General features: G+C 38.5%; 23 protein-coding genes and 1 pseudogene. 17 read left to right on the top strand and 7 right to left on the bottom strand.

All coding sequences use genetic code 11. The features are described 5' to 3' along the window. The first annotated feature begins 407 nt into the window (after positions 1-407). The 4 genes from J4Q03_RS21085 (at position 408) to J4Q03_RS21070 (ending at position 3,914) form a co-directional block, all read left to right on the top strand. Complete coding sequence (locus tag J4Q03_RS21085) at positions 408-980, top strand: hypothetical protein (RefSeq protein WP_426050071.1); 573 nt, start codon at positions 408-410, stop codon at positions 978-980. Between the two features lie 6 nt (positions 981-986). Then, the gene (locus tag J4Q03_RS21080) at positions 987-2,555 is read left to right on the top strand and encodes a hypothetical protein (RefSeq protein WP_426050070.1); all 1,569 of its coding nucleotides are present in this window, start codon (positions 987-989) and stop codon (positions 2,553-2,555) included. A 99-nt stretch (positions 2,556-2,654) separates the two neighbouring features. Further along, the gene (locus tag J4Q03_RS21075) at positions 2,655-3,545 is read left to right on the top strand and encodes a DUF72 domain-containing protein (RefSeq protein ID WP_426050069.1); all 891 of its coding nucleotides are present in this window, start codon (positions 2,655-2,657) and stop codon (positions 3,543-3,545) included. A gap of 138 nt (positions 3,546-3,683) precedes the next feature. Continuing rightward, on the top strand, positions 3,684-3,914 hold the full coding sequence (locus J4Q03_RS21070; RefSeq protein ID WP_426050068.1) for a hypothetical protein: 231 nt from the start codon (positions 3,684-3,686) through the stop codon (positions 3,912-3,914). A 57-nt stretch (positions 3,915-3,971) separates the two neighbouring features. Here J4Q03_RS21070 and J4Q03_RS21065 read toward each other — a convergent pair whose 3' ends face one another. The 7 genes and pseudogenes from J4Q03_RS21065 to J4Q03_RS21035 form a co-directional block, all read right to left on the bottom strand. Continuing rightward, entirely contained in the window at positions 3,972-4,499 is a 528-nt protein-coding gene (locus J4Q03_RS21065) for a hypothetical protein (RefSeq protein WP_426050067.1), read from the bottom strand. Positions 4,500-4,612: 113 nt separating this feature from the next. Then, entirely contained in the window at positions 4,613-5,257 is a 645-nt protein-coding gene (locus J4Q03_RS21060; RefSeq protein WP_426050066.1) for an HD domain-containing protein, read from the bottom strand. Beyond that, positions 5,254-6,099, bottom strand: a complete 846-nt coding sequence (locus J4Q03_RS21055; RefSeq protein ID WP_426050065.1) for a serine aminopeptidase domain-containing protein — start codon at positions 6,097-6,099, stop codon at positions 5,254-5,256. Before J4Q03_RS21055 ends, J4Q03_RS21060 begins: the two co-directional genes overlap by 4 nt. A gap of 90 nt (positions 6,100-6,189) precedes the next feature. Next, entirely contained in the window at positions 6,190-7,080 is an 891-nt protein-coding gene (locus J4Q03_RS21050) for a ribokinase (protein ID WP_426050064.1), read from the bottom strand. A 65-nt stretch (positions 7,081-7,145) separates the two neighbouring features. Further along, positions 7,146-7,781: a DUF4241 domain-containing protein gene (locus J4Q03_RS21045; protein WP_426050063.1), complete on the bottom strand. Its 636-nt coding sequence runs from the start codon at positions 7,779-7,781 to the stop codon at positions 7,146-7,148. A gap of 14 nt (positions 7,782-7,795) precedes the next feature. Further along, positions 7,796-7,960: pseudogene (locus J4Q03_RS21040) on the bottom strand (GIY-YIG nuclease family protein); the annotation flags it as partial. A gap of 46 nt (positions 7,961-8,006) precedes the next feature. Then, positions 8,007-10,622 (bottom strand): valine--tRNA ligase, encoded by a 2,616-nt coding sequence (locus J4Q03_RS21035; protein ID WP_426050062.1) that lies wholly within the window; start codon positions 10,620-10,622, stop codon positions 8,007-8,009. Positions 10,623-10,751: 129 nt separating this feature from the next. Here J4Q03_RS21035 and J4Q03_RS21030 point away from each other — a divergent pair, with 129 nt between their 5' ends. The 13 genes from J4Q03_RS21030 (at position 10,752) to J4Q03_RS20970 (ending at position 17,968) form a co-directional block, all read left to right on the top strand. Beyond that, positions 10,752-11,216 (top strand): DUF1573 domain-containing protein, encoded by a 465-nt coding sequence (locus J4Q03_RS21030; protein ID WP_426050061.1) that lies wholly within the window; start codon positions 10,752-10,754, stop codon positions 11,214-11,216. Between the two features lie 196 nt (positions 11,217-11,412). After that, the gene (locus J4Q03_RS21025; RefSeq protein ID WP_426050060.1) at positions 11,413-12,282 is read left to right on the top strand and encodes a polyphosphate kinase 2 family protein; all 870 of its coding nucleotides are present in this window, start codon (positions 11,413-11,415) and stop codon (positions 12,280-12,282) included. 150 nt (positions 12,283-12,432) lie between these two features. Next, complete coding sequence (locus tag J4Q03_RS21020) at positions 12,433-12,810, top strand: hypothetical protein (RefSeq protein ID WP_426050059.1); 378 nt, start codon at positions 12,433-12,435, stop codon at positions 12,808-12,810. A 92-nt stretch (positions 12,811-12,902) separates the two neighbouring features. Then, entirely contained in the window at positions 12,903-13,433 is a 531-nt protein-coding gene (locus J4Q03_RS21015) for a hypothetical protein (protein WP_426050058.1), read from the top strand. A gap of 132 nt (positions 13,434-13,565) precedes the next feature. Beyond that, positions 13,566-13,949 (top strand): hypothetical protein, encoded by a 384-nt coding sequence (locus J4Q03_RS21010; RefSeq protein ID WP_426050057.1) that lies wholly within the window; start codon positions 13,566-13,568, stop codon positions 13,947-13,949. A 20-nt stretch (positions 13,950-13,969) separates the two neighbouring features. After that, positions 13,970-14,515 (top strand): hypothetical protein, encoded by a 546-nt coding sequence (locus J4Q03_RS21005; protein ID WP_426050056.1) that lies wholly within the window; start codon positions 13,970-13,972, stop codon positions 14,513-14,515. A gap of 42 nt (positions 14,516-14,557) precedes the next feature. Continuing rightward, positions 14,558-14,935 carry a hypothetical protein gene (locus J4Q03_RS21000; RefSeq protein WP_426050055.1) on the top strand — a complete coding sequence of 126 codons (378 nt, stop codon included), beginning with the start codon at positions 14,558-14,560 and terminating at the stop codon, positions 14,933-14,935. A 6-nt stretch (positions 14,936-14,941) separates the two neighbouring features. Further along, on the top strand, positions 14,942-15,493 hold the full coding sequence (locus tag J4Q03_RS20995; protein WP_426050054.1) for a hypothetical protein: 552 nt from the start codon (positions 14,942-14,944) through the stop codon (positions 15,491-15,493). A gap of 29 nt (positions 15,494-15,522) precedes the next feature. Then, positions 15,523-15,900, top strand: a complete 378-nt coding sequence (locus J4Q03_RS20990; protein WP_426050053.1) for a hypothetical protein — start codon at positions 15,523-15,525, stop codon at positions 15,898-15,900. Between the two features lie 5 nt (positions 15,901-15,905). Beyond that, positions 15,906-16,463: a hypothetical protein gene (locus J4Q03_RS20985; RefSeq protein WP_426050052.1), complete on the top strand. Its 558-nt coding sequence runs from the start codon at positions 15,906-15,908 to the stop codon at positions 16,461-16,463. 1 nt (position 16,464) lies between these two features. Continuing rightward, complete coding sequence (locus J4Q03_RS20980) at positions 16,465-16,995, top strand: hypothetical protein (protein ID WP_426050051.1); 531 nt, start codon at positions 16,465-16,467, stop codon at positions 16,993-16,995. A 50-nt stretch (positions 16,996-17,045) separates the two neighbouring features. Beyond that, positions 17,046-17,423 carry a hypothetical protein gene (locus J4Q03_RS20975; RefSeq protein WP_426050050.1) on the top strand — a complete coding sequence of 126 codons (378 nt, stop codon included), beginning with the start codon at positions 17,046-17,048 and terminating at the stop codon, positions 17,421-17,423. Between the two features lie 5 nt (positions 17,424-17,428). Next, entirely contained in the window at positions 17,429-17,968 is a 540-nt protein-coding gene (locus J4Q03_RS20970; protein ID WP_426050049.1) for a hypothetical protein, read from the top strand. Positions 17,969-18,119: the final 151 nt, after the last annotated feature.

The raw sequence follows: 18,119 nt of genomic DNA, 5'->3' as shown, positions 1-18,119 counted from the left end.
TAAAGACTATTTTTGATTTACTTAACACACAGCAAATTAATCAATTTGCAAAAACTGGGAAAGCTTTGAGCTTTCCTTTTTTGCGCATAAAAAAAGAACTGTCTCACTTTTGAGACAGCCTCTTTTTATTTGCATTAAACTTTAACATATATTTAACATTTTGATTTGTAAAATTTAATTTTATGTTAAGTAACCATTAATACTGAAAATATTCATAGACTGTTCCTAAACAGGTGAATTAAGTTCCTGCATTATACGTTTTCAGTTATTCTTTTTAGTAATTTTTATCTACTTTTGATGAAATTATGATATAAAAAAACAGAATTTTAAATCATAATTAATTTATTATTGGCAAGAAATTTGTTAATAGTAGACAACACAAAACAACACAAAAAAATTATTTCGAAATGCACAAGATTATTACTTTAATTTTGGTAATGGCTTTTTGTACCATTACTGCTCAGGTGGGTATTAACACTTCTACCCCAGATCCAAGCTCAACTTTAGACATTACAAGTACTTCTAAAGGAGTTCTTTTACCAAGAATCAGCAACGTTGCAACAGTGACCAATCCTGCTACAGGGTTAGTTATCTTTGATGTCAACAAGAAATGTATCAGCCAAAACGTAGGTACTCCTGCCACTCCGGACTGGGTATGCCTTTCTCCGTATGTAGCTAAATTTTTCTACATGCCGAGCGTAGTTTTTGATACAACTACCATTGCAGCAGGCCAGACAAAAGACCTGTATACTTTGTATAAAAATCAGTTTTCGAATGTACCGGCGAATGCAAGAAGCACATCCGCTCCGGCTGCGATTCCGTTTTTTCCAAACGCAACAGATTTACACTATTATGTAACGGGATATGATGCCACTGTTTTCAGGATAAACAGCATCAGCAACACAGGTGTATTGAATTATGATGTTTTATCCAATGCTACTTCAGCATCTTTCATCAACATCGTATTTGTTGTAAAATAAGCAGCTATGAAACAAACTTTTAGAGGGCTATCTTTGATGAGCCTTGTTTTCACCCTGCTTACCAACTTCGTGTATGCACAGACAGACAGTACTGAAACAGCAAGTATTTATGGGTTCTATTCTTATTCAAGTTCATTAATGAATGCTTCTTCGGCATCAGAACTTTCGATACAGGGAAGCGCCTCCCATACTTCTACAGGAGTACAGCTTACTCCAGCCAGCTCGGGACAGTTTGGAGGATTGTTTATCAACGGAAGAACTTTTACATCAGTAAACGGGCTACACGTTGAATTTGAATATGACATGAAAAATGGATCGCCACTGGGTGGTGCTTATGGAGATGGCTTATCTTTTTTCCTTTATGACGGAGCTGTAACAAGCCCCACTATTGGAGCGCCGGGTGCCGGTCTCGGATATTCCTATAACAGAACACAAAATACCTATGCAAGCCAAAGAAAAGAAGGTTTATCAGGTGCTTACCTGGGTATTGCACTGGATAAATTCGGAAATTTCAAATCTAAGCGTTTTCAGGGTGAATCCAGGGTAAACGGTATTTCAGGAGTAACGTGGGCGCAGGCGTCAAGCCATGTCACGTTAAGAGGAGCAAGAGGAGCAGCTATTAATACGAATGGCTTAGGCTTAGGATATACGGGATATCCTGTATTGGTTACCCGTTCTACCTTAAGTAACACTGGTGCGGTAGGAAGAATCCTTCAGGCTGACAGAAGCTATCTGGCTACCTCCAATTCACTTGCCTCTGTATTTGACCTCAGGAATAATGCAGGAGAATTCAGGAAAGTATATCTTGATCTGATCCCGCATTTTACAAGCCTAACTACAACGGATGGATTTGATATTAAAGTGGATATTCAGACTACGCAAAATGGCACACCTGTCAATGTGATCAACTATTATCATTACAAAACTTCAGTGCCTTATACTGAGAATGCAAATCCGCAGACGACTGATTTTAATACTTCAGATACGGAAGGGACTCCCACGCCTCAAACTCTGAATGCAACCGTTCCGTCTGTTTTGAAGCTGGGCTTTGCAGCAGCTACGGGAGGAGCTTTTCAGCAGCATATTATCCGAAACGTGAAACTTACCCTTCCTTATGCCGCTGTTACGAATAACGATGTAGCTTCTACCTGTAAATTTCAACCGGTCAATATTCCGGTTCTCAATAACGATATTGCTTACAAGGGCCCTATCAGTATTACAACTCCACCAACAGGAAGCAGTGCTAATATCGACTATTCGACATTCAGTTTTACGAAAACCAGTGATACAGATCTTACACTGTACCGTAAAAAAGTAACCCCACAGGGAACATGGACTTATAATAAAACGACAGGAATCGTTACTTTCACGCCTTCAAGTGGATTTACAGGAACAGCGACGATGACTTATACGGTAAAAGGAAGAACTCTAAAAGATTCAAACGGCAAGATCATTGAACCTTACGGTGATACGGCTTACCGGTCTACTCCTGCTACCATCACTGTCAATTTAAAAACCACAGGCTGTATCTATTCTGTTATTTCGAACAGAATGGTAACACAAGGGGTAAAATAAAACAATACTATGCAATTATAAAAGGCATTACAAAACCATAGAAATTCTATGGTTTTTGTTTTATATTTGTTTAAGCAGTTTAATCCTTAAATATTAAATATGAAATTCGGACAAGTAGAAGACCCTTCAACAATAGATTTCACACTTCCTAAAGACCATTCCAGAACTAAGGAAATTTTAAGTCAGAATAAAAAAGGGCTGGAAAACATTTCCATCGGATGTGCAAAATGGAACAAAACCGATCTTAAAGGATTTTATCCTAAGGGAACCAAGGACGAATTGACCTATTACGCCAAGCAGTTTAATTCTATTGAGCTTAATGCTACTTTTTACGGAATGCCTACCCCTGAACAGGTAGCAGTCTGGAAAGAAAAAACTCCTGATAATTTTAAATTTTTCCCAAAGATCACCAATACTGTTTCCCATTTCAGAAGGCTGATTGACGTTACTGAACCGGTAACCAACTTTGCATCAGCGATTATGAATTTTGATCAAAAACTGGGCATGGCTTTTCTGCAGCTTCATGATAATTTTAAGCCTAAAGATTACGACAGGCTGGAAAAATTTGTGAAAGACTGGCCTCAGGAAGTTCCTCTTGCCATTGAACTCCGTAATACAGAATGGTTCACCGATGAAGAGATTTTCAATACAACCTGTGAGCTTTTTGAAGCCAACAATATCACCAATATCATCGTGGATACTGCAGGAAGGAGAGACATGCTCCATATGCGCCTTACTACTCCCAATGCTTTTATCCGATATGTAGGAGCCAATGCCGAAAGCGACTATGAAAGGCTTGACGACTGGATGAAACATTTGACAAAATGGAAAAAAGAGGGTCTGCAGAATGTATACTTCTTTGTCCATCAGAATATTGAAAAAGCCTCTCCGCTTCTTTCGGCTTATTTCATTAAAAAAATGAATGAAGAATGGAAAACCGATATTCATATTCCTCAAATGGCTACCGATAATAACGGAACACTGTTTTAACTAAGATATTTGTTTTATTGCATTTTTCAGACATAACTGCAAAAATATGCTCAAAAAGCTGTTTTTGTTGAAAAAAATTAGTAAATTAGGGTATACTGATGTTTGTCATGCAACACGGTACTTAAAAAAACAAATGTCATGGAAAAAGAAATTTGCACAATCAGTATTGCCAGTACGTGGCTCGGTGATGAATATACGTTTTATGAAAACCATAAGATAAAAAGGCTCTACGATAATCACAGCCTGAGTGCCAACCGGACTGAATGGCTGGAACCTCACCAGATCAGTAAGCAGAATAAAGATAAGCTGATCAAAAACTGTCCTGAAGAATTTAAGGAACAGGTGATGCAGATCCTGGATTATCCGTAATATATATAAGCAGTGAATAATGAATAATTCTTTAAACCAACAGTTTAATATGACTCATTATTCACTGCTTATTTTATTTTTTCTTAACAAAAGTACCAGGTTCAGGAACAGGAGCAGAAAGTCCAGGGAAACCCAGATTCCGAGTTTTGCATTCTCATAATTATAGGTCTCAACCTGTTTTTTTGCAGCTTCCGAAAGTTTTACGCTCTGGTTGATATAGTTCTGAACTTCCACAATCTGGTCGATATTTTTGTTCGGTACTGCATGTTGGGAGAAATAAACCATGTTCTTTTTACCCAGGTATCCTATGATCCAGTATTCATCGGATTGGTCCATTTTAAGATATTCTATTCTGTAATATTCCGGACGTATTTTCCCGATATGTTTAGGCTCCAGATTTTGGATTTTGGCAGTATCCACTTTGATCAGATAAAAATCCAGAGTCTGTGGAAGTTTATTGACGACCTGCAGTCCTACGGAATTATCTACAAAACCTACCGCACTCTTTTTAATGAACCAGTACGTAAATATTGAGATTGAAAAGACCAGGGTAAGGATACGGAACAGCTTTGCCCATTTTGCCATCCTTCCCGATTTCACTTTACACAAAATCAAAGAAAGAACACAAGCCCAGAAGATAACAAAAATGATAAATACCATACTGCAAAGATACTGATTTAAGATTTTTCAGAGGAATGTTAATCTACATTCCATTCTTTGTAGAACTGATCCAGGAATCCCAGCATATAATCATGTCTTTGCTGAGCAATCTCCTTTCCTTTCTCGGTATTCATCAGATTTTTTAAAAGCAGAAGTTTTTCGTAGAAATGATTGATCGTGGTGCCGTTGGATTTTTTATATTCATCTTTAGACATATTCAGGCTCGGCTGAATTTCCGGATCATACATAGGATTATTTTTAAAACCTCCGAAATTGAATGTCCTTCCGATTCCAATAGCGCCTATCGCATCTATACGGTCTGCATCCTGTACAATTTTAAGCTCAATAGGCAGTTCAGCCGGCACTTCGCCTCTGTTTTTAAACGAGATATTTTTAATGATAAATAAAACCTTTTCTATTACCTCTTCAGAAACCTGCTGACTTTCCAGAAATTCTCTTGCTACTTTTGGAGCAATGCTTTCATCTCCGTTATGAAATTTGGGATCTGCAATATCATGCAGCAATGCGGAAAGTTCTACAACTTCCTGATTACAGTCTTCTGCTGCGGCTATTTTTCTCGACAGCTTCCATACTCTTTCAATGTGATACCAGTCGTGCCCGGCTTCGGCTCCTTTTAATTTTTCTTTTACAAATTCTACGGTGTTTTCGATCGTACTTTTCATTTATCTGTCAATTCGTTTAAAATAATATTCCAGAGTTTTTTATTATAATTTCTAAAAAAATTGACGTGTCCGATTTCATTTTTGTCAGATTCAGAGGCTTTTACCAGCCTGTAAGAAGGTTTAAGGTTGGGATATGTATTGTTTAAAAGGCTCAATACCCCTTTTTCAGTCAGCCATATATCGTCTTCTGCACGGATCACAAACACTTTTTGCGTCAAATTTTTAGAATAGTCATCAATTTTCTCCAACAGCCTGTTGGTTGATTTCCTGTTTAAAATTAAGGTTCTCCAGTCATATGCGCAATTTTTTGGAAGACTTTCTCCAAGTCCGAACCAGTTTGCCGGAAAATACCCTAACAATCCGGTAGTTAATGGCTGAACAATTCCAAACCCGAGATAAGCTTCTATTTTTGTCCTGAGCTTCAGGTTTCCGACAAATGCATTCTGAGTTCCCACAAAAATAAATTCATCAAACATGATGGAATCTTCATTCATACCCAGAATCAATGCTCCCACCGAATGTCCCAGACAGTACTTTTTATATTCCGGAAATTCTGTTTTAATATAGTGGGTCAGCGTTTTATAATCTTCAGAACCCCAGATTCTCATGGAAGCTTTAAAACCTTTCATATTTTTAGGTTTTGAAAGCCCTATTCCTCTGTAATCATAAGAAATGACCGTAAATCCCTGCTCTGAAAAGAAATGGGCAAATGAGAAATACACCTGTTGTTTCACCCCTGTTGCAGAATTGATCAGAAGCAGTTTTCCGTTGCTTTTTTCAGGTCTGAAAAGATGAACCGCCAAAGGCATATGGTCTTTTGTAATGAGTTCCAGTTTTTGCATAGTATAAAAAGAAAAAATCCACTATAAAAGTGGAGATTTTACTTATATTTTTATGTTAAGTTTACAACTTTCGATATGTGGTAAATAGCTTTAGGATAAGAAATCCGACATTCTGGGAAGTCCTGTCTGTGAACCTTTTCCCCCGGAAACTCTTGAAGAAACTTCATTACCGAATTTTACACAATCTTCGATAGAATTTCCATGACAGAGTGCTATAGCGAATCCTGAAGTAAAGGCATCTCCCATTCCCATTTTGTAAACAGTCTCATCTTTATCATTTCTATAATATTTCATTTCCGTTCCGTCAAAATAGACCGTAGAATTGGTATCATCCCTCACGAAAACCTTATTGAAATACTTTTTAAGGATCTCTTCTCTCTTATCTTCACCAAAAACAGTATGCAGTTCGCTGCTTTTGGTCACAATAAAATCTACATTTTCTATAATTCCTTCATGAATTCTCATCGCCGGTGAAGCATAAAGACCTACTTTTTTGCCATATTTTTTAGCTTTTCTGATTGCATATTCTACTACCTCCATAGCCACTTCAAGCTGAACAAGCACAAGGTCCACGCTGTTAAAATAACGGTCCGCATCTTCCACATGCTGAATGCTGAGACGTTTATTAGCTGCAGGAACCACGACAATAGCTGCATTTCCATGACTGGTAGTTACATATGCTGTGCCCGTAGATTCCATATCGGTTTCATGGACAAAGCCTACATTTACACCCTCACCTACGAGATTTCTCATAATCTGCTGGCCAAGAGGATCCATCCCCACACAACCTATAAAATAGACACTGGCTCCCAGCCTTGCGGTTCCCACCGCCTGATTGGCTCCTTTTCCACCAAAATAACTGTCTGAATTGACAGCCAAAACAGTTTCATTAGATTGAGGAATTTTTTCGGTTTCTAAAACGAGATCAATTGATGAACTGCCTACTACAATAATTTTGGGTTGTTCTGATGAGAATTTCATTGGTGTTTTATCTTAGTTTAATATAATATTTTCAGAAAACTAGGTTTCAAAAATAACTAATTTAATTAACTTATTTCAATAAATTCGGTAATTATCTTCACAGGCTTGTGATCTTTATCGTAAGCAATATAGCTGGCATAAAAACCTTCACCGTATCCTGTTTCAAAGGCAAAAATTGTTCCAGGATGCCCATCAGCCGGCTTCAGAAATGCATACTGATCTATAGCCCCTTTCTCATCAAAGAAATAGTCATGGAAAAATTCTTCATAGATTCCCATGAAATCTGCCCCTTTATTATGATACAATCTTTTTTCCAGCTCATTAAGGTGATGCTGGGTATCTGCATCCATCAGGCATCCCATACCACTTTCTACAGGATATCCGAAAACTTCCTCTTCAGCAAGATCTTTAATATCCTGGCCTTCAGTAACAGCCATTTTCCATTCTGTAATTTCCGTACTGCTGAAAATAACTTCCGCATACGCGACACAGTTGCTTTCTCTTTCTTTATGCAGTAAAACGGAGAAATTCCCTTTAGGAAATTCTGTCGTGAAAGGCAGCATATCATTAGTGATCAAAGGATCACAGGCAACGAGCTTCCCGCTGGAAAGATAGAGTTTTCCCACTTCGAAGCTTTCCAGTAAAGGACTTTCCACGAAGTTTTTTGAGAATAGTTTTTTTATGTTTTCTATGTGTGTCATTTATTCTTTGTTGTCTAATTGGTCAGGCTGAGCACAGATAAAATAGCCTGAGTACTGTCATTAAATTCACAAAAGAAGACTAGCTTAACAGGTCTTCTTTTGTGAGTATAGCTGTCTGGAAATTTCCCAGACTGATGCTGAACTAATCTGAATTCAATATCATTGGTAATTCCCGTATAATAAGAGTCGTCAGAACGTTTTAAATCAACTGTCTATCTTTTAAATTTACAAACTTTTCAGTTTCTCTTCTAAAATAGCTATTTTATCCTGAGCATCTTTCTGTTTCTGGCGCTCTGTCTCCACAACTTCAGGTTTGGCATTGGCTACAAACTTTTCATTGGAAAGCTTCTTATCCACAGAGATCAGGAATCCTTTTAAATAAGCCAGTTCTTCTTCTGTTTTCTTTTTCTCTTCACCTAAATCTAAATTTTCGCTCAGAGGAATAGAAACTTCTGTTGCGCTAACAAGGAATGTGAAACTAGGCTTATCTGTTTTTTCTCCAAAATGGATTTCGGCAACATTCCCCAGTTTTCTGATCACGGCTTCATTCTCAAAACCGGCCGCATTCGTGTAAACCTCAACCGCTTCTCTAGGAGAAATTCCTTTGGTCTGACGGTAATTTCTGATTCCGGAAATGATTTCTTCAGCAGTTTCGAAGTTTTTAATGATTCCCTCATTAAATGTTCCTGCTTTTTTCTGCTGAGCAACAATTAATGCTTCTTCAATGCTTCTTTCAGAAATAGTCTGCCATAATTCTTCCGTTAAGAAAGGCATAAATGGATGAAGTAATTTCATTAATTCTTCAAAGAAATATATTGTTTTATGATAAACTTCTTTAGAAATCCCTTCTCCATAATTCGGCTTAATGGCTTCAAGATACCAACCGCAGAAATCATCCCAAATTAATTTATAAATTAAATGAAGAGCATCGGAAATTCTGAACTTTTCAAACTGATCATTTATTTCAGCAATTGTTTTATTAAGTTTATTTTCAAACCATTCAATAGTTTGGTTGTCTGCAAAGTTTGCCGGTTTGTCTTCATGATTCCACATGTTGATCAACCGGAAAGCATTCCATATTTTTGTCGCAAAATTTCTTCCCTGCAGCATCAGATCTTTATCAAAAAGAAGGTCATTCCCTGCTGCAGAACTCAATAAAATCCCAACACGAACTCCATCTGCTCCAAATTCAGAAATTAACTCTAACGGATCGGGAGAATTTCCTAAAGATTTTGACATCTTTCTTCTCTGGCTGTCTCTTACAATACCTGTGAAATATACATTTTTGAACGGAACTTCTTTTCTGTATTCCAGTCCGGCCATGATCATTCTGGCTACCCAGAAGAAAATAATATCCGGTCCTGTAACAAGGTCAGCAGTTGGATAATAATAGTTGATATCTTTATTTTCAGGATCAAGCAGACCATCAAATACAGACATTGGCCATAACCATGACGAGAACCAGGTGTCAAGGGCGTCTTCGTCCTGTCTTAAGTTGTCAGCTGTCAGTTGTTCGTTTCCGGATTTTTGCTTTGCAATTTCTAAAGCTTCTTCTTTAGTTTCTGCAACGACAAAATCGTTTTCCCCTTCCCCATAGTAAAAGGCCGGAATCTGCTGCCCCCACCAAAGCTGGCGGGAAATATTCCAGTCACGGATGTTTTCCATCCAGTGCTTATAGGTGTTTTTGAACTTTTCCGGGTAAAATTTTACCTCATCATCCATTACTACATCCAAAGCAGGTTTAGCAATTTCAGACATTTTTAAGAACCACTGAACAGAAATCTTAGGCTCAATAACTGCGCCCGTTCTTTCTGAAGTTCCTACTTTATTTACGTAATCTTCTGCTTTCAGTAAAAGATCTTTTTCCTGCAATTCTTTTGCAATCTGCTTTCTTACATCAAACCTGTTTTTACCTGCATAATGTAAACCATACTCGTTAAGATTTCCGTCATCATCCAAAGCATCGATCATTTTCAGCTGATGCTTCTGTCCGATCTCGTAGTCATTGGTATCATGTGCAGGCGTAATTTTCAACGCTCCGGTTCCGAATTCAATGTCTACATATTCGTCTTCAATGATTGGAATAACTCTGTCAACGATTGGTACGATTACATTTTTTCCTTTCAGATGAGCATATCTTTCATCATTAGGGTTAATGCATACGGCGGTATCCCCAAAAATAGTCTCGGGACGTGTTGTTGCTACGGAAAGAAACTCTTCCGAACCTTCAATTTTATATTTAAGGAAATATAATTTTCCGTTCTGTTCTTTAAATATTACTTCTTCATCGGAAATATTGGTCTTGGCTTCCGGATCCCAGTTCACCATTCTGTAACCTCTGTAGATCAATCCTTTATTATACAGATCTACAAAGCTTTTGATGACCTGTTGGGAAAGTTTCTCTTCCATTGTGAAGCGGGTTCTGTCCCAGTCGCATGAACATCCCAGCTTTTTCAGCTGCTCCAGAATGGTTCCTCCATATTTATCAGTCCATTCCCAGGCATGTTTTAAGAATTCTTCGCGGGTAATATCTGATTTGCTGACCCCTTCCGATTTCAGTTTGGCAACAACTTTGGCTTCAGTGGCAATTGAAGCGTGATCTGTGCCCGGAATCCAGCAGGCATTAAAGCCCTGCATTCTTGCACGGCGGACGAGAACATCTTGAATGGTATTGTTCAGCATATGTCCCATGTGTAATATCCCCGTTACGTTTGGCGGAGGAATTACCACAGTATATGGTGGTTTCTCATTAGGCTCCGAATGGAAAAAATTGTTTTCCATCCAGAAGTTGTACCATTTCTGCTCAGTTTCCTGTGGATTGTACTTTTCTGAAATCTGCATAAAATTCTATTTCTTTTGCTTACAATTTGCAAAAATAGTCTAAAGAAAAAAAATTTTAAGTATGAATTAAAATAATTTTTAACTTTGTTTCTTGAAATTTATCTAACAAACATATTAACATTCAAGAATATGAAAAAATTAATTGCAGGAATTGCATTATTTGGAACGTTTGCATTGGCATCTGCACAAACGATTACGTTTGACAAAACTACTTTTGACTATGGTACTATCAAGCCAAGTGCTGACGGTACAAGATTCTTTACAGTAACGAACACAGGTGACAAACCTTTGATCCTTTCTAACGTAAAGCCTTCTTGTGGATGTACTACCCCTGAGTTCAGCCAGGATCCTATCATGCCAGGAAAATCTGCTAAGATTAAAGTAGGATATAACACTACTCTTAACGGACCTTTCAATAAAATGATCGAAGTTTTCTCTAATGACCCTGCCAACAGCAGAAGCGTAATCTACATCAAAGGTAACGTAGACGCAAATGCTCCTGAACCAAAGCCTTTAACAGCTGAAGAACAGAAAGCAGCTGCAAAAGCTGAAAAGAAAGCAGCTAAACTTGCTAAAAAAGAAGCAGCGAAGTAATCTCTACTAAAAAAAATAAAAGAACCGTCTTCATTTGGAGACGGTTTTTTTATTACATTTATTTTTATAAGATTTTAGAGGTTAGAAGTTAGATTTTAGATGCTAGATCTCAGACGTTTGATGCTAGTTAGAGACTTTCCCTTAATTTCTTAATCTCTCAACTTTTAAGTTTTTCAATCATTAAATATTAAAAAATATGGACACTAATTTTTCGGATGACTTCCTGGTAAAAGGAAAAGTCTCAATAAAAAAAATCTCAACGGAATATCAGGGAAAGCTCACAAAAGAGGAAGGTGAGCAGTTGTTAGTCGCTGAAAAAGAGAAGCTGAGGGAACTGCAGGAAAAACTTTATGCTGATGGCAGCAAATCCCTGCTTGTAGTCCTGCAGGCAATGGATGCAGCGGGGAAAGACAGCTTGATAGAGCATGTTTTCGGAGGTGTGAATCCACAGGGCTGCAGTGTCACAAGTTTTAAAACCCCAAGCTCGAAGGAATATTCCCACGACTTCCTGTGGAGACATTACCTGGCTCTTCCTCAGAAAGGAATGATTGGTATCTTCAACAGATCTCATTACGAGAGTGTTTTGGTATGCAAGGTTCATCCTGAGTATAACATCAGCGAAAAAACATGGTCTTCCGTAAAGGATTTCGATGCTAAGTTCTGGGAAAACAGATATGAAAGTATCCGGAATTTCGAGCAGCACCTGACACAAAACGGAACTACTATTGTGAAAATATTTTTAAATGTTTCTAAGGACGAGCAAAAGAAGAGGTTTCTGGACAGAATCGAGGAACAGGAAAAAAACTGGAAATTTTCTGCTGCAGATCTTCCTGAAAGAGCACTTTTCCCTAAATATATGGAAGCTTATGAAACCGCTATCAACGAAACTTCAAAGGATCACGCACCTTGGTATGTGCTTCCGGCAGACAATAAATGGTTTGCAAGAGTAGCGGCCATCCAGATCATTATTGATACTTTGGAAAAAATGGATCTTAAATATCCTCAACTCGGTGAAAAGGAAAAATCAGAACTTCTGGAAGCTAAAAAAATACTTGAAAACGAATAAATTAAGCGTAAAATATTCCATCATAGCTAAATAAATATAAATAAATTTAAAAATAAGACACTAAAAAGTGTACAATTTATTGTTTGTGTGATTTTTTTTCATAAATTTATCAAAAATTAATTTATAATCACCAATCATTAAACTTTAGCCATGAAAAAACATTTATTATTAACAGCAATCGCTGTAATAAGTCTTATTTCCTGCAATAATGAGGGAACGGCTGTAAATACGGTACAAAGTATGAAGACTCCACAGATGGAAAGCTTCGACAAAGCTTTCAAAAGCCTGGGCGATCCCCAAAACAGGCCTACTGAAGAAGAAAAGAAAAGGAATACCTCTGAATTAAGTGACAGAAGAAAAGCTCTTCTTGTTCCGGCATCTAAAGAACTGATTATCTCATCAGGCGTTACGGAAGCTGAGCTGATGAGAAAAACCGGTGGCGACATGAGCCAGATCATTGTCTGGGCTACTCAGATCTATATGCAGAAAAGTGACGCGATCCGCACAAACTTAAAATCTGATCAATAGATCATGAAGAACATTCTACCTGTTTTTGGAATCTGTTCTTTTTCCTCAGCATATGCTTACACTTACCTGATCATCCAATAACCCTTATTACTATGAAAAAGATATCCTTACTTTTATCAGTATTGGCAGGAGTTCTTTCTTTTGCCCAGACTTCTCCTTTGGTGATACAAAACTATAACACTTTTGATGCTGTAGGAAGACTGCGTACCGGTATGCCCGGCGGTGTTCCCGGACCTTATATGTACGCTGCCCCCAATGCCCCCTACAGCACGTACACTGTACCCGGAGGAGCGGATACCATATATAATACATTCGATACTTCCGGAACTGCTTCACTTCCCATAACGATCTGGTATGTTACAGATCCAACTAATCCCGCCAACAGCGGAACATATCCTTATAATCATCCTTTTATCACCACTGTAATGAATCCTTCGAATGTTTGGGCCGGATTTCATTTCTGGCTGACAGATCCTTCAACCGGAGCCACTGATACTTACCAGTTGGGCGATCCTACGGTATATCCAGGCTTCAGTGCTTCAGGAACGGGTACTTTTTCAAGTGCAGACTGGTTCACAATAACTACACCTAGCGGCCCGGTCACTTACCTGCAGATCTATTAGATAATCGGCAGCTGTCCTGCAGATGCCTATTTTATTGAATATCCTATACGGAAAGCAGCTGTTTTGCTCTCCGGGGGATATTATATGTCCAAATTTCACTAATCATTTACCTTATATTTTAATAATTTAATCATGAAAAAAATCTTTTTATCGGCTTTACTGGCCGTTTTAACACTGGCATCATGCAGCAATGAAAGCTCTGCCATAAATACTGTGGAAAGTATGAAAACCCCACAGATGGAAAACTTTGACAAAGCTTTCAAAAGTCTGGGTGAACCTCAAAACCGACCTACGGAAGAGGAGAAAAAAAGAAACACTTCTGAACTGAGCGACAGAAGGAAAGCGCTTTTAGTTCCTGCTTCGAAAGACCTGATCCTTTCAACAGGGGTTACAGAAGCTGAACTGACGAGAAAAACCGGTGGCGATATGAGCCAGATTATTGTTTGGGCTACTCAGGTTTATATACAGAAAAGTGATGAAATCAGAAGAAAACTGAAGTCAGATCAATCATATTAATCACATAAATAAATTATACCATGAAAAAACTAAGCATTATTTTAGGTATTGTTGCAGGGATAACTATTGCTGCCCAATCTTCTACGCTGATGATCAATAATTACAGCAGTTACGATGCTGCAGGCAGATTTATGACGGTTGGATCAGCAGGCTCAGGATCATCACAGCCTTATATGTATGCTCTTGCTAATGCACCTTACAGCAGATATACAGTTCCCGCCGGAAGCTATACCAAATATGATAAATTTGACAATACAGGAGGATCCAATCCAATACCAATTCCCGGTTGGTATTATATTGATCCTCTAAACAGCGCCAATACAGGAAACTACCCTTATAATCATCCTATTATCACAGCGGTGACGGCCGTAGATGAGTGGATGGGTTTCGCTTTTGTACTTACGGACAATACCGGATACAGCTATGACAGTTTCGAGGTAGGTGATCCTGCGCTTTCGGGAGGCTTCTTAACCAACACCCAGACCGGAGCAAATACAGGTATTACTGCAGACTGGTACACGATCACAACACCAAGCGGACAAATTACTTATTTCCAAATCTATTAATAGTTCATCAAATAATCAAACTGAACATTTAAAAATATCCCTATGAAAAAACTACTGTTATCGGCTGCTTTTGCCGTTTTACCCCTGGCATCATGCAGCAATGAAAGCTCCGCCATAAATACTGTGGAAAGTATGAAAACTCCGCAGATGGAAAATTTCGACAAAGCGTTCAAAAGTCTTGGCGAGCCGCAGAACAAGCCCAATGAAGAAGAGCGGAAAAGAAATACCTCTGAACTAAGTGACAGAAGAAAGGCACTTCTTGTTCCGGCCTCCAAGGAACTGATTCTTTCCACGGGCATTACAGAAGCAGAACTGATGAGAAAGACAGGTGGCGATATGAGCCAGATCATTGTCTGGGCTACCCAGATCTACATGACAAAAAGTGATAAAATACGCAACAATATAAAAACCAATAACTAGAATATTATGAAAAAACTATTAACATTGATAGGAATAGCTGCCGTTTCTCTGGCGTATTCTCAAGGCATTTTTATCATTAATAATTATTCCGGATATGATTTTCACGGAAGTCTTTCGGCCAACAATTTTGCAGGAGGATGCTATCCCTATGTTCATGCGCTGAATCCTGCAACGATTATTGCTCCTGCTTATTCTAATATGAGCAACAGCAATGCAATTATTTATAAGAATTACAAGGACCAGTTTACAGATTCCCTATTTCCTATTGGGCAATGGACTGTAACTACAAGTCCCACAAACTCACAACCCCGGGCCTGGAACCATGCTGCCGTTATGCCAGGCGGAACGGTGGCCAACAATACCAGATGGGCTGCAACCAAATTTCAGATGTATTTTGCAGGAACCAACACCCCGGAAACGTTTTTTAATGGAAATGTAGGGAACAATGCCAATCCGTGTGTTATGATTGATAACCTGATCACTACTCCCTATGGAACAGCGGAATGGTTTACCATAACAACTGGTACTACAGTCACAACTTTTTTAGAAATTTACTAATACACTAATTTTCTTATTCCATTTTAATTATGAAAAAAACAATCTTATTAATTGCATTCGCCGTTGTAGGCCTGATATCATGCAACAATGAAGGAGCTGCCGTAAATACAGTCTCCAGCATGAAAACTCCGCAGATGGAAAACTTTGATAAAGCTTTCAAAAGTCTGGGTGACCCTCAAAACCGGCCTACGGAAGAGGAGAAAAAAAGACATACTTCTGAACTGAGCGACAGAAGAAAAGCGCTTTTAGTTCCTGCTTCGAAAGACCTGATCCTTTCAACAGGGGTGACAGAAGCTGAACTGACGAGAAAGACCGGTGGCGATATGAGCCAGATCATTGTCTGGGCTACCCAAATCTATATGAAAAAAAGTGACGAGATCCGCAAGAATATAAAAGCCGAAAATTAAAAGCAATGAAAAAAATTCTAGCTATAATTTTCATTGCGGCAGTATCACTGATTAATGCACAAAACCTGAAATTAATTGTGAATAACTACTCTACCACTTTTGATTTTCATGGAACCTTAAGTGCCCATAATTTTGGAGGAGGCTGTTATCCTTATGTCACTACAAACAGTCCAGCAATGGTTGTTGTGCCTGCTGATGCCAACATGAACAATGGAAATGAACTGGTATATGCTAATTTTAAAGATCAGTATCTAAACTCTCTGTATCCTAATGCAAACTGGGTAGTACAGCTAAGCGCTACAACACAGACAGTAAGAGCATGGAATCACGCCAGTATTGCACCCGGTGGTGTAATTTCTGCGAATACAAAATGGTCTTCTTCTCAATTTCAAATGTATTATGCAGGAACTTCTACTCCCGAGCCTTCTTTCAGTGGCCTGATTGGAGAGCCTCAGGATCCATGCACGGGAGCAAGCTCCAATATATCTACACCATATGGCGATGTAGAATGGTTCAATATTACCACAGGAAATGTGGATTACTCTTATTTACAAATTTATTAATATGAAAAAACTAATAGTATCAACCCTTGTATTATGTGGTGCACTTTCTTTTGCGCAAAGCACCCCTTTAATGATCCATAATTACAGTAAGCTAAGTCTCGAAGGAAGGCTGATGGCTTGTAGCAGAATCAATCCAGGCGGATATCCTGTAGCATTTGCTGCTCCCAATCTTCCTTATGGAGTATATACGGTTCCACCGCTAACGACCGATGTAGAATATGTCACATTAAATACTTCCGCCGCTTCGTTACTGCCTATTTTAAAATGGTACGTGACTACAGCCGGTGGCACCACTGCTTATAATTACAATGATCCGTCCATGGCGGGGATAAGTTCTTCGGTAGAATGGGCGATGTACCATTTCGTCACTAAGGATGATCAGGGAAATGGCGTCGATACTTTCACGATGGGTAATCCTATTGTATCGAATATGGCAGGATTCTCAACTAATCTGTATCAGCTGGGGACTACGGCAGAAGCGGAATGGTTTTCCATTTCAGGAATGGTCTACCTCCAGGTTTATGATTACTAAAATTCCGATTTTATTCATTAAAATTCAACAAAAACCATAACATCCTACCTATGAAAAAATATTGTTTACTAACAGCTTTTACTGTCCTGGGACTTATTTCATGTAATAATGAAGGAACTGCCATTAATAACGTGGCCAGCATGAAAACTCCGCAGATGGAAAATTTCGACAAAGCGTTCAAAAGTCTTGGCGAGCCGCAGAACAGGCCCAATGAAGAAGAGCGTAAAAGAAATACCTCTGAACTAAGTGACAGAAGAAAAGCTCTGCTGGTACCTGCTTCCAAAGAACTGATCCTTTCCACAGGGATTACAGAAGCTGAAATAACAAGAAAGACCAGTGGCGATATGAGCCAGATTATCGTTTGGGCCACCCAGATCTATATGCAGAAAAGCGATGAGATTCGTAAAAATATAAAAACAGAAAATTAATCATTATGAAAAGAATTTTAACAATATTAGGAATAGCAGCAATGTCTTTTATGTATGCTCAGGGAGGAACTCTTATCATTAACAATTATACTCCTTATGAATATAGAGGAGATATAATAGCTAATAATAGTTTGGGATGTTATCCCATCGTAGCAAATACGGATAAGATTATTGTTCCTGCCGATTCCCATACCGGTAACGGGCAACAGCTGCAGTATGATAACTACAGAGATCAATACACTTCATCTTTATACCCCAACCCCAATTGGACAGTAAGTACTTCGGTAAGCACCACAAATGTCAGACCCTGGAATCATGCCAGCTTAATACCCGGAGGCACGATATCCAATAACACCAAATGGGCTGCTACAAAATTTGATATGTTCGATACCGGAACCGGATCGTATGTAACAGGCTTTAATGCAAATTTAAGTGTCAGCACCTGTAACTCTTCAGCACCTACTCCTTTCTACAATACCCCCAGCGGGCTCAACAGTGCAGAGATGTTTGTGATCGGAAGCATTACCTACATTCAGCTGTATTAAAATGTAAACAGTAGGTATTCATAGAAAAAGAGGCTGTCTCAAAAGTGAGACAGTTCTTTTTTTATGCGCAAAAAAGGAAAGCTCAAAGCTTTCCCAGTTTTTGCAAATTGATTAATTTGCTGTGTGTTAAGTAAATCAAAAATAGTCTTTA

This window comes from Chryseobacterium sp. NFX27 (assembly GCF_049887855.1).
Classification (GTDB): domain Bacteria; phylum Bacteroidota; class Bacteroidia; order Flavobacteriales; family Weeksellaceae; genus Chryseobacterium.
This window is presented reverse-complemented; position numbering and strand designations above follow the sequence as displayed.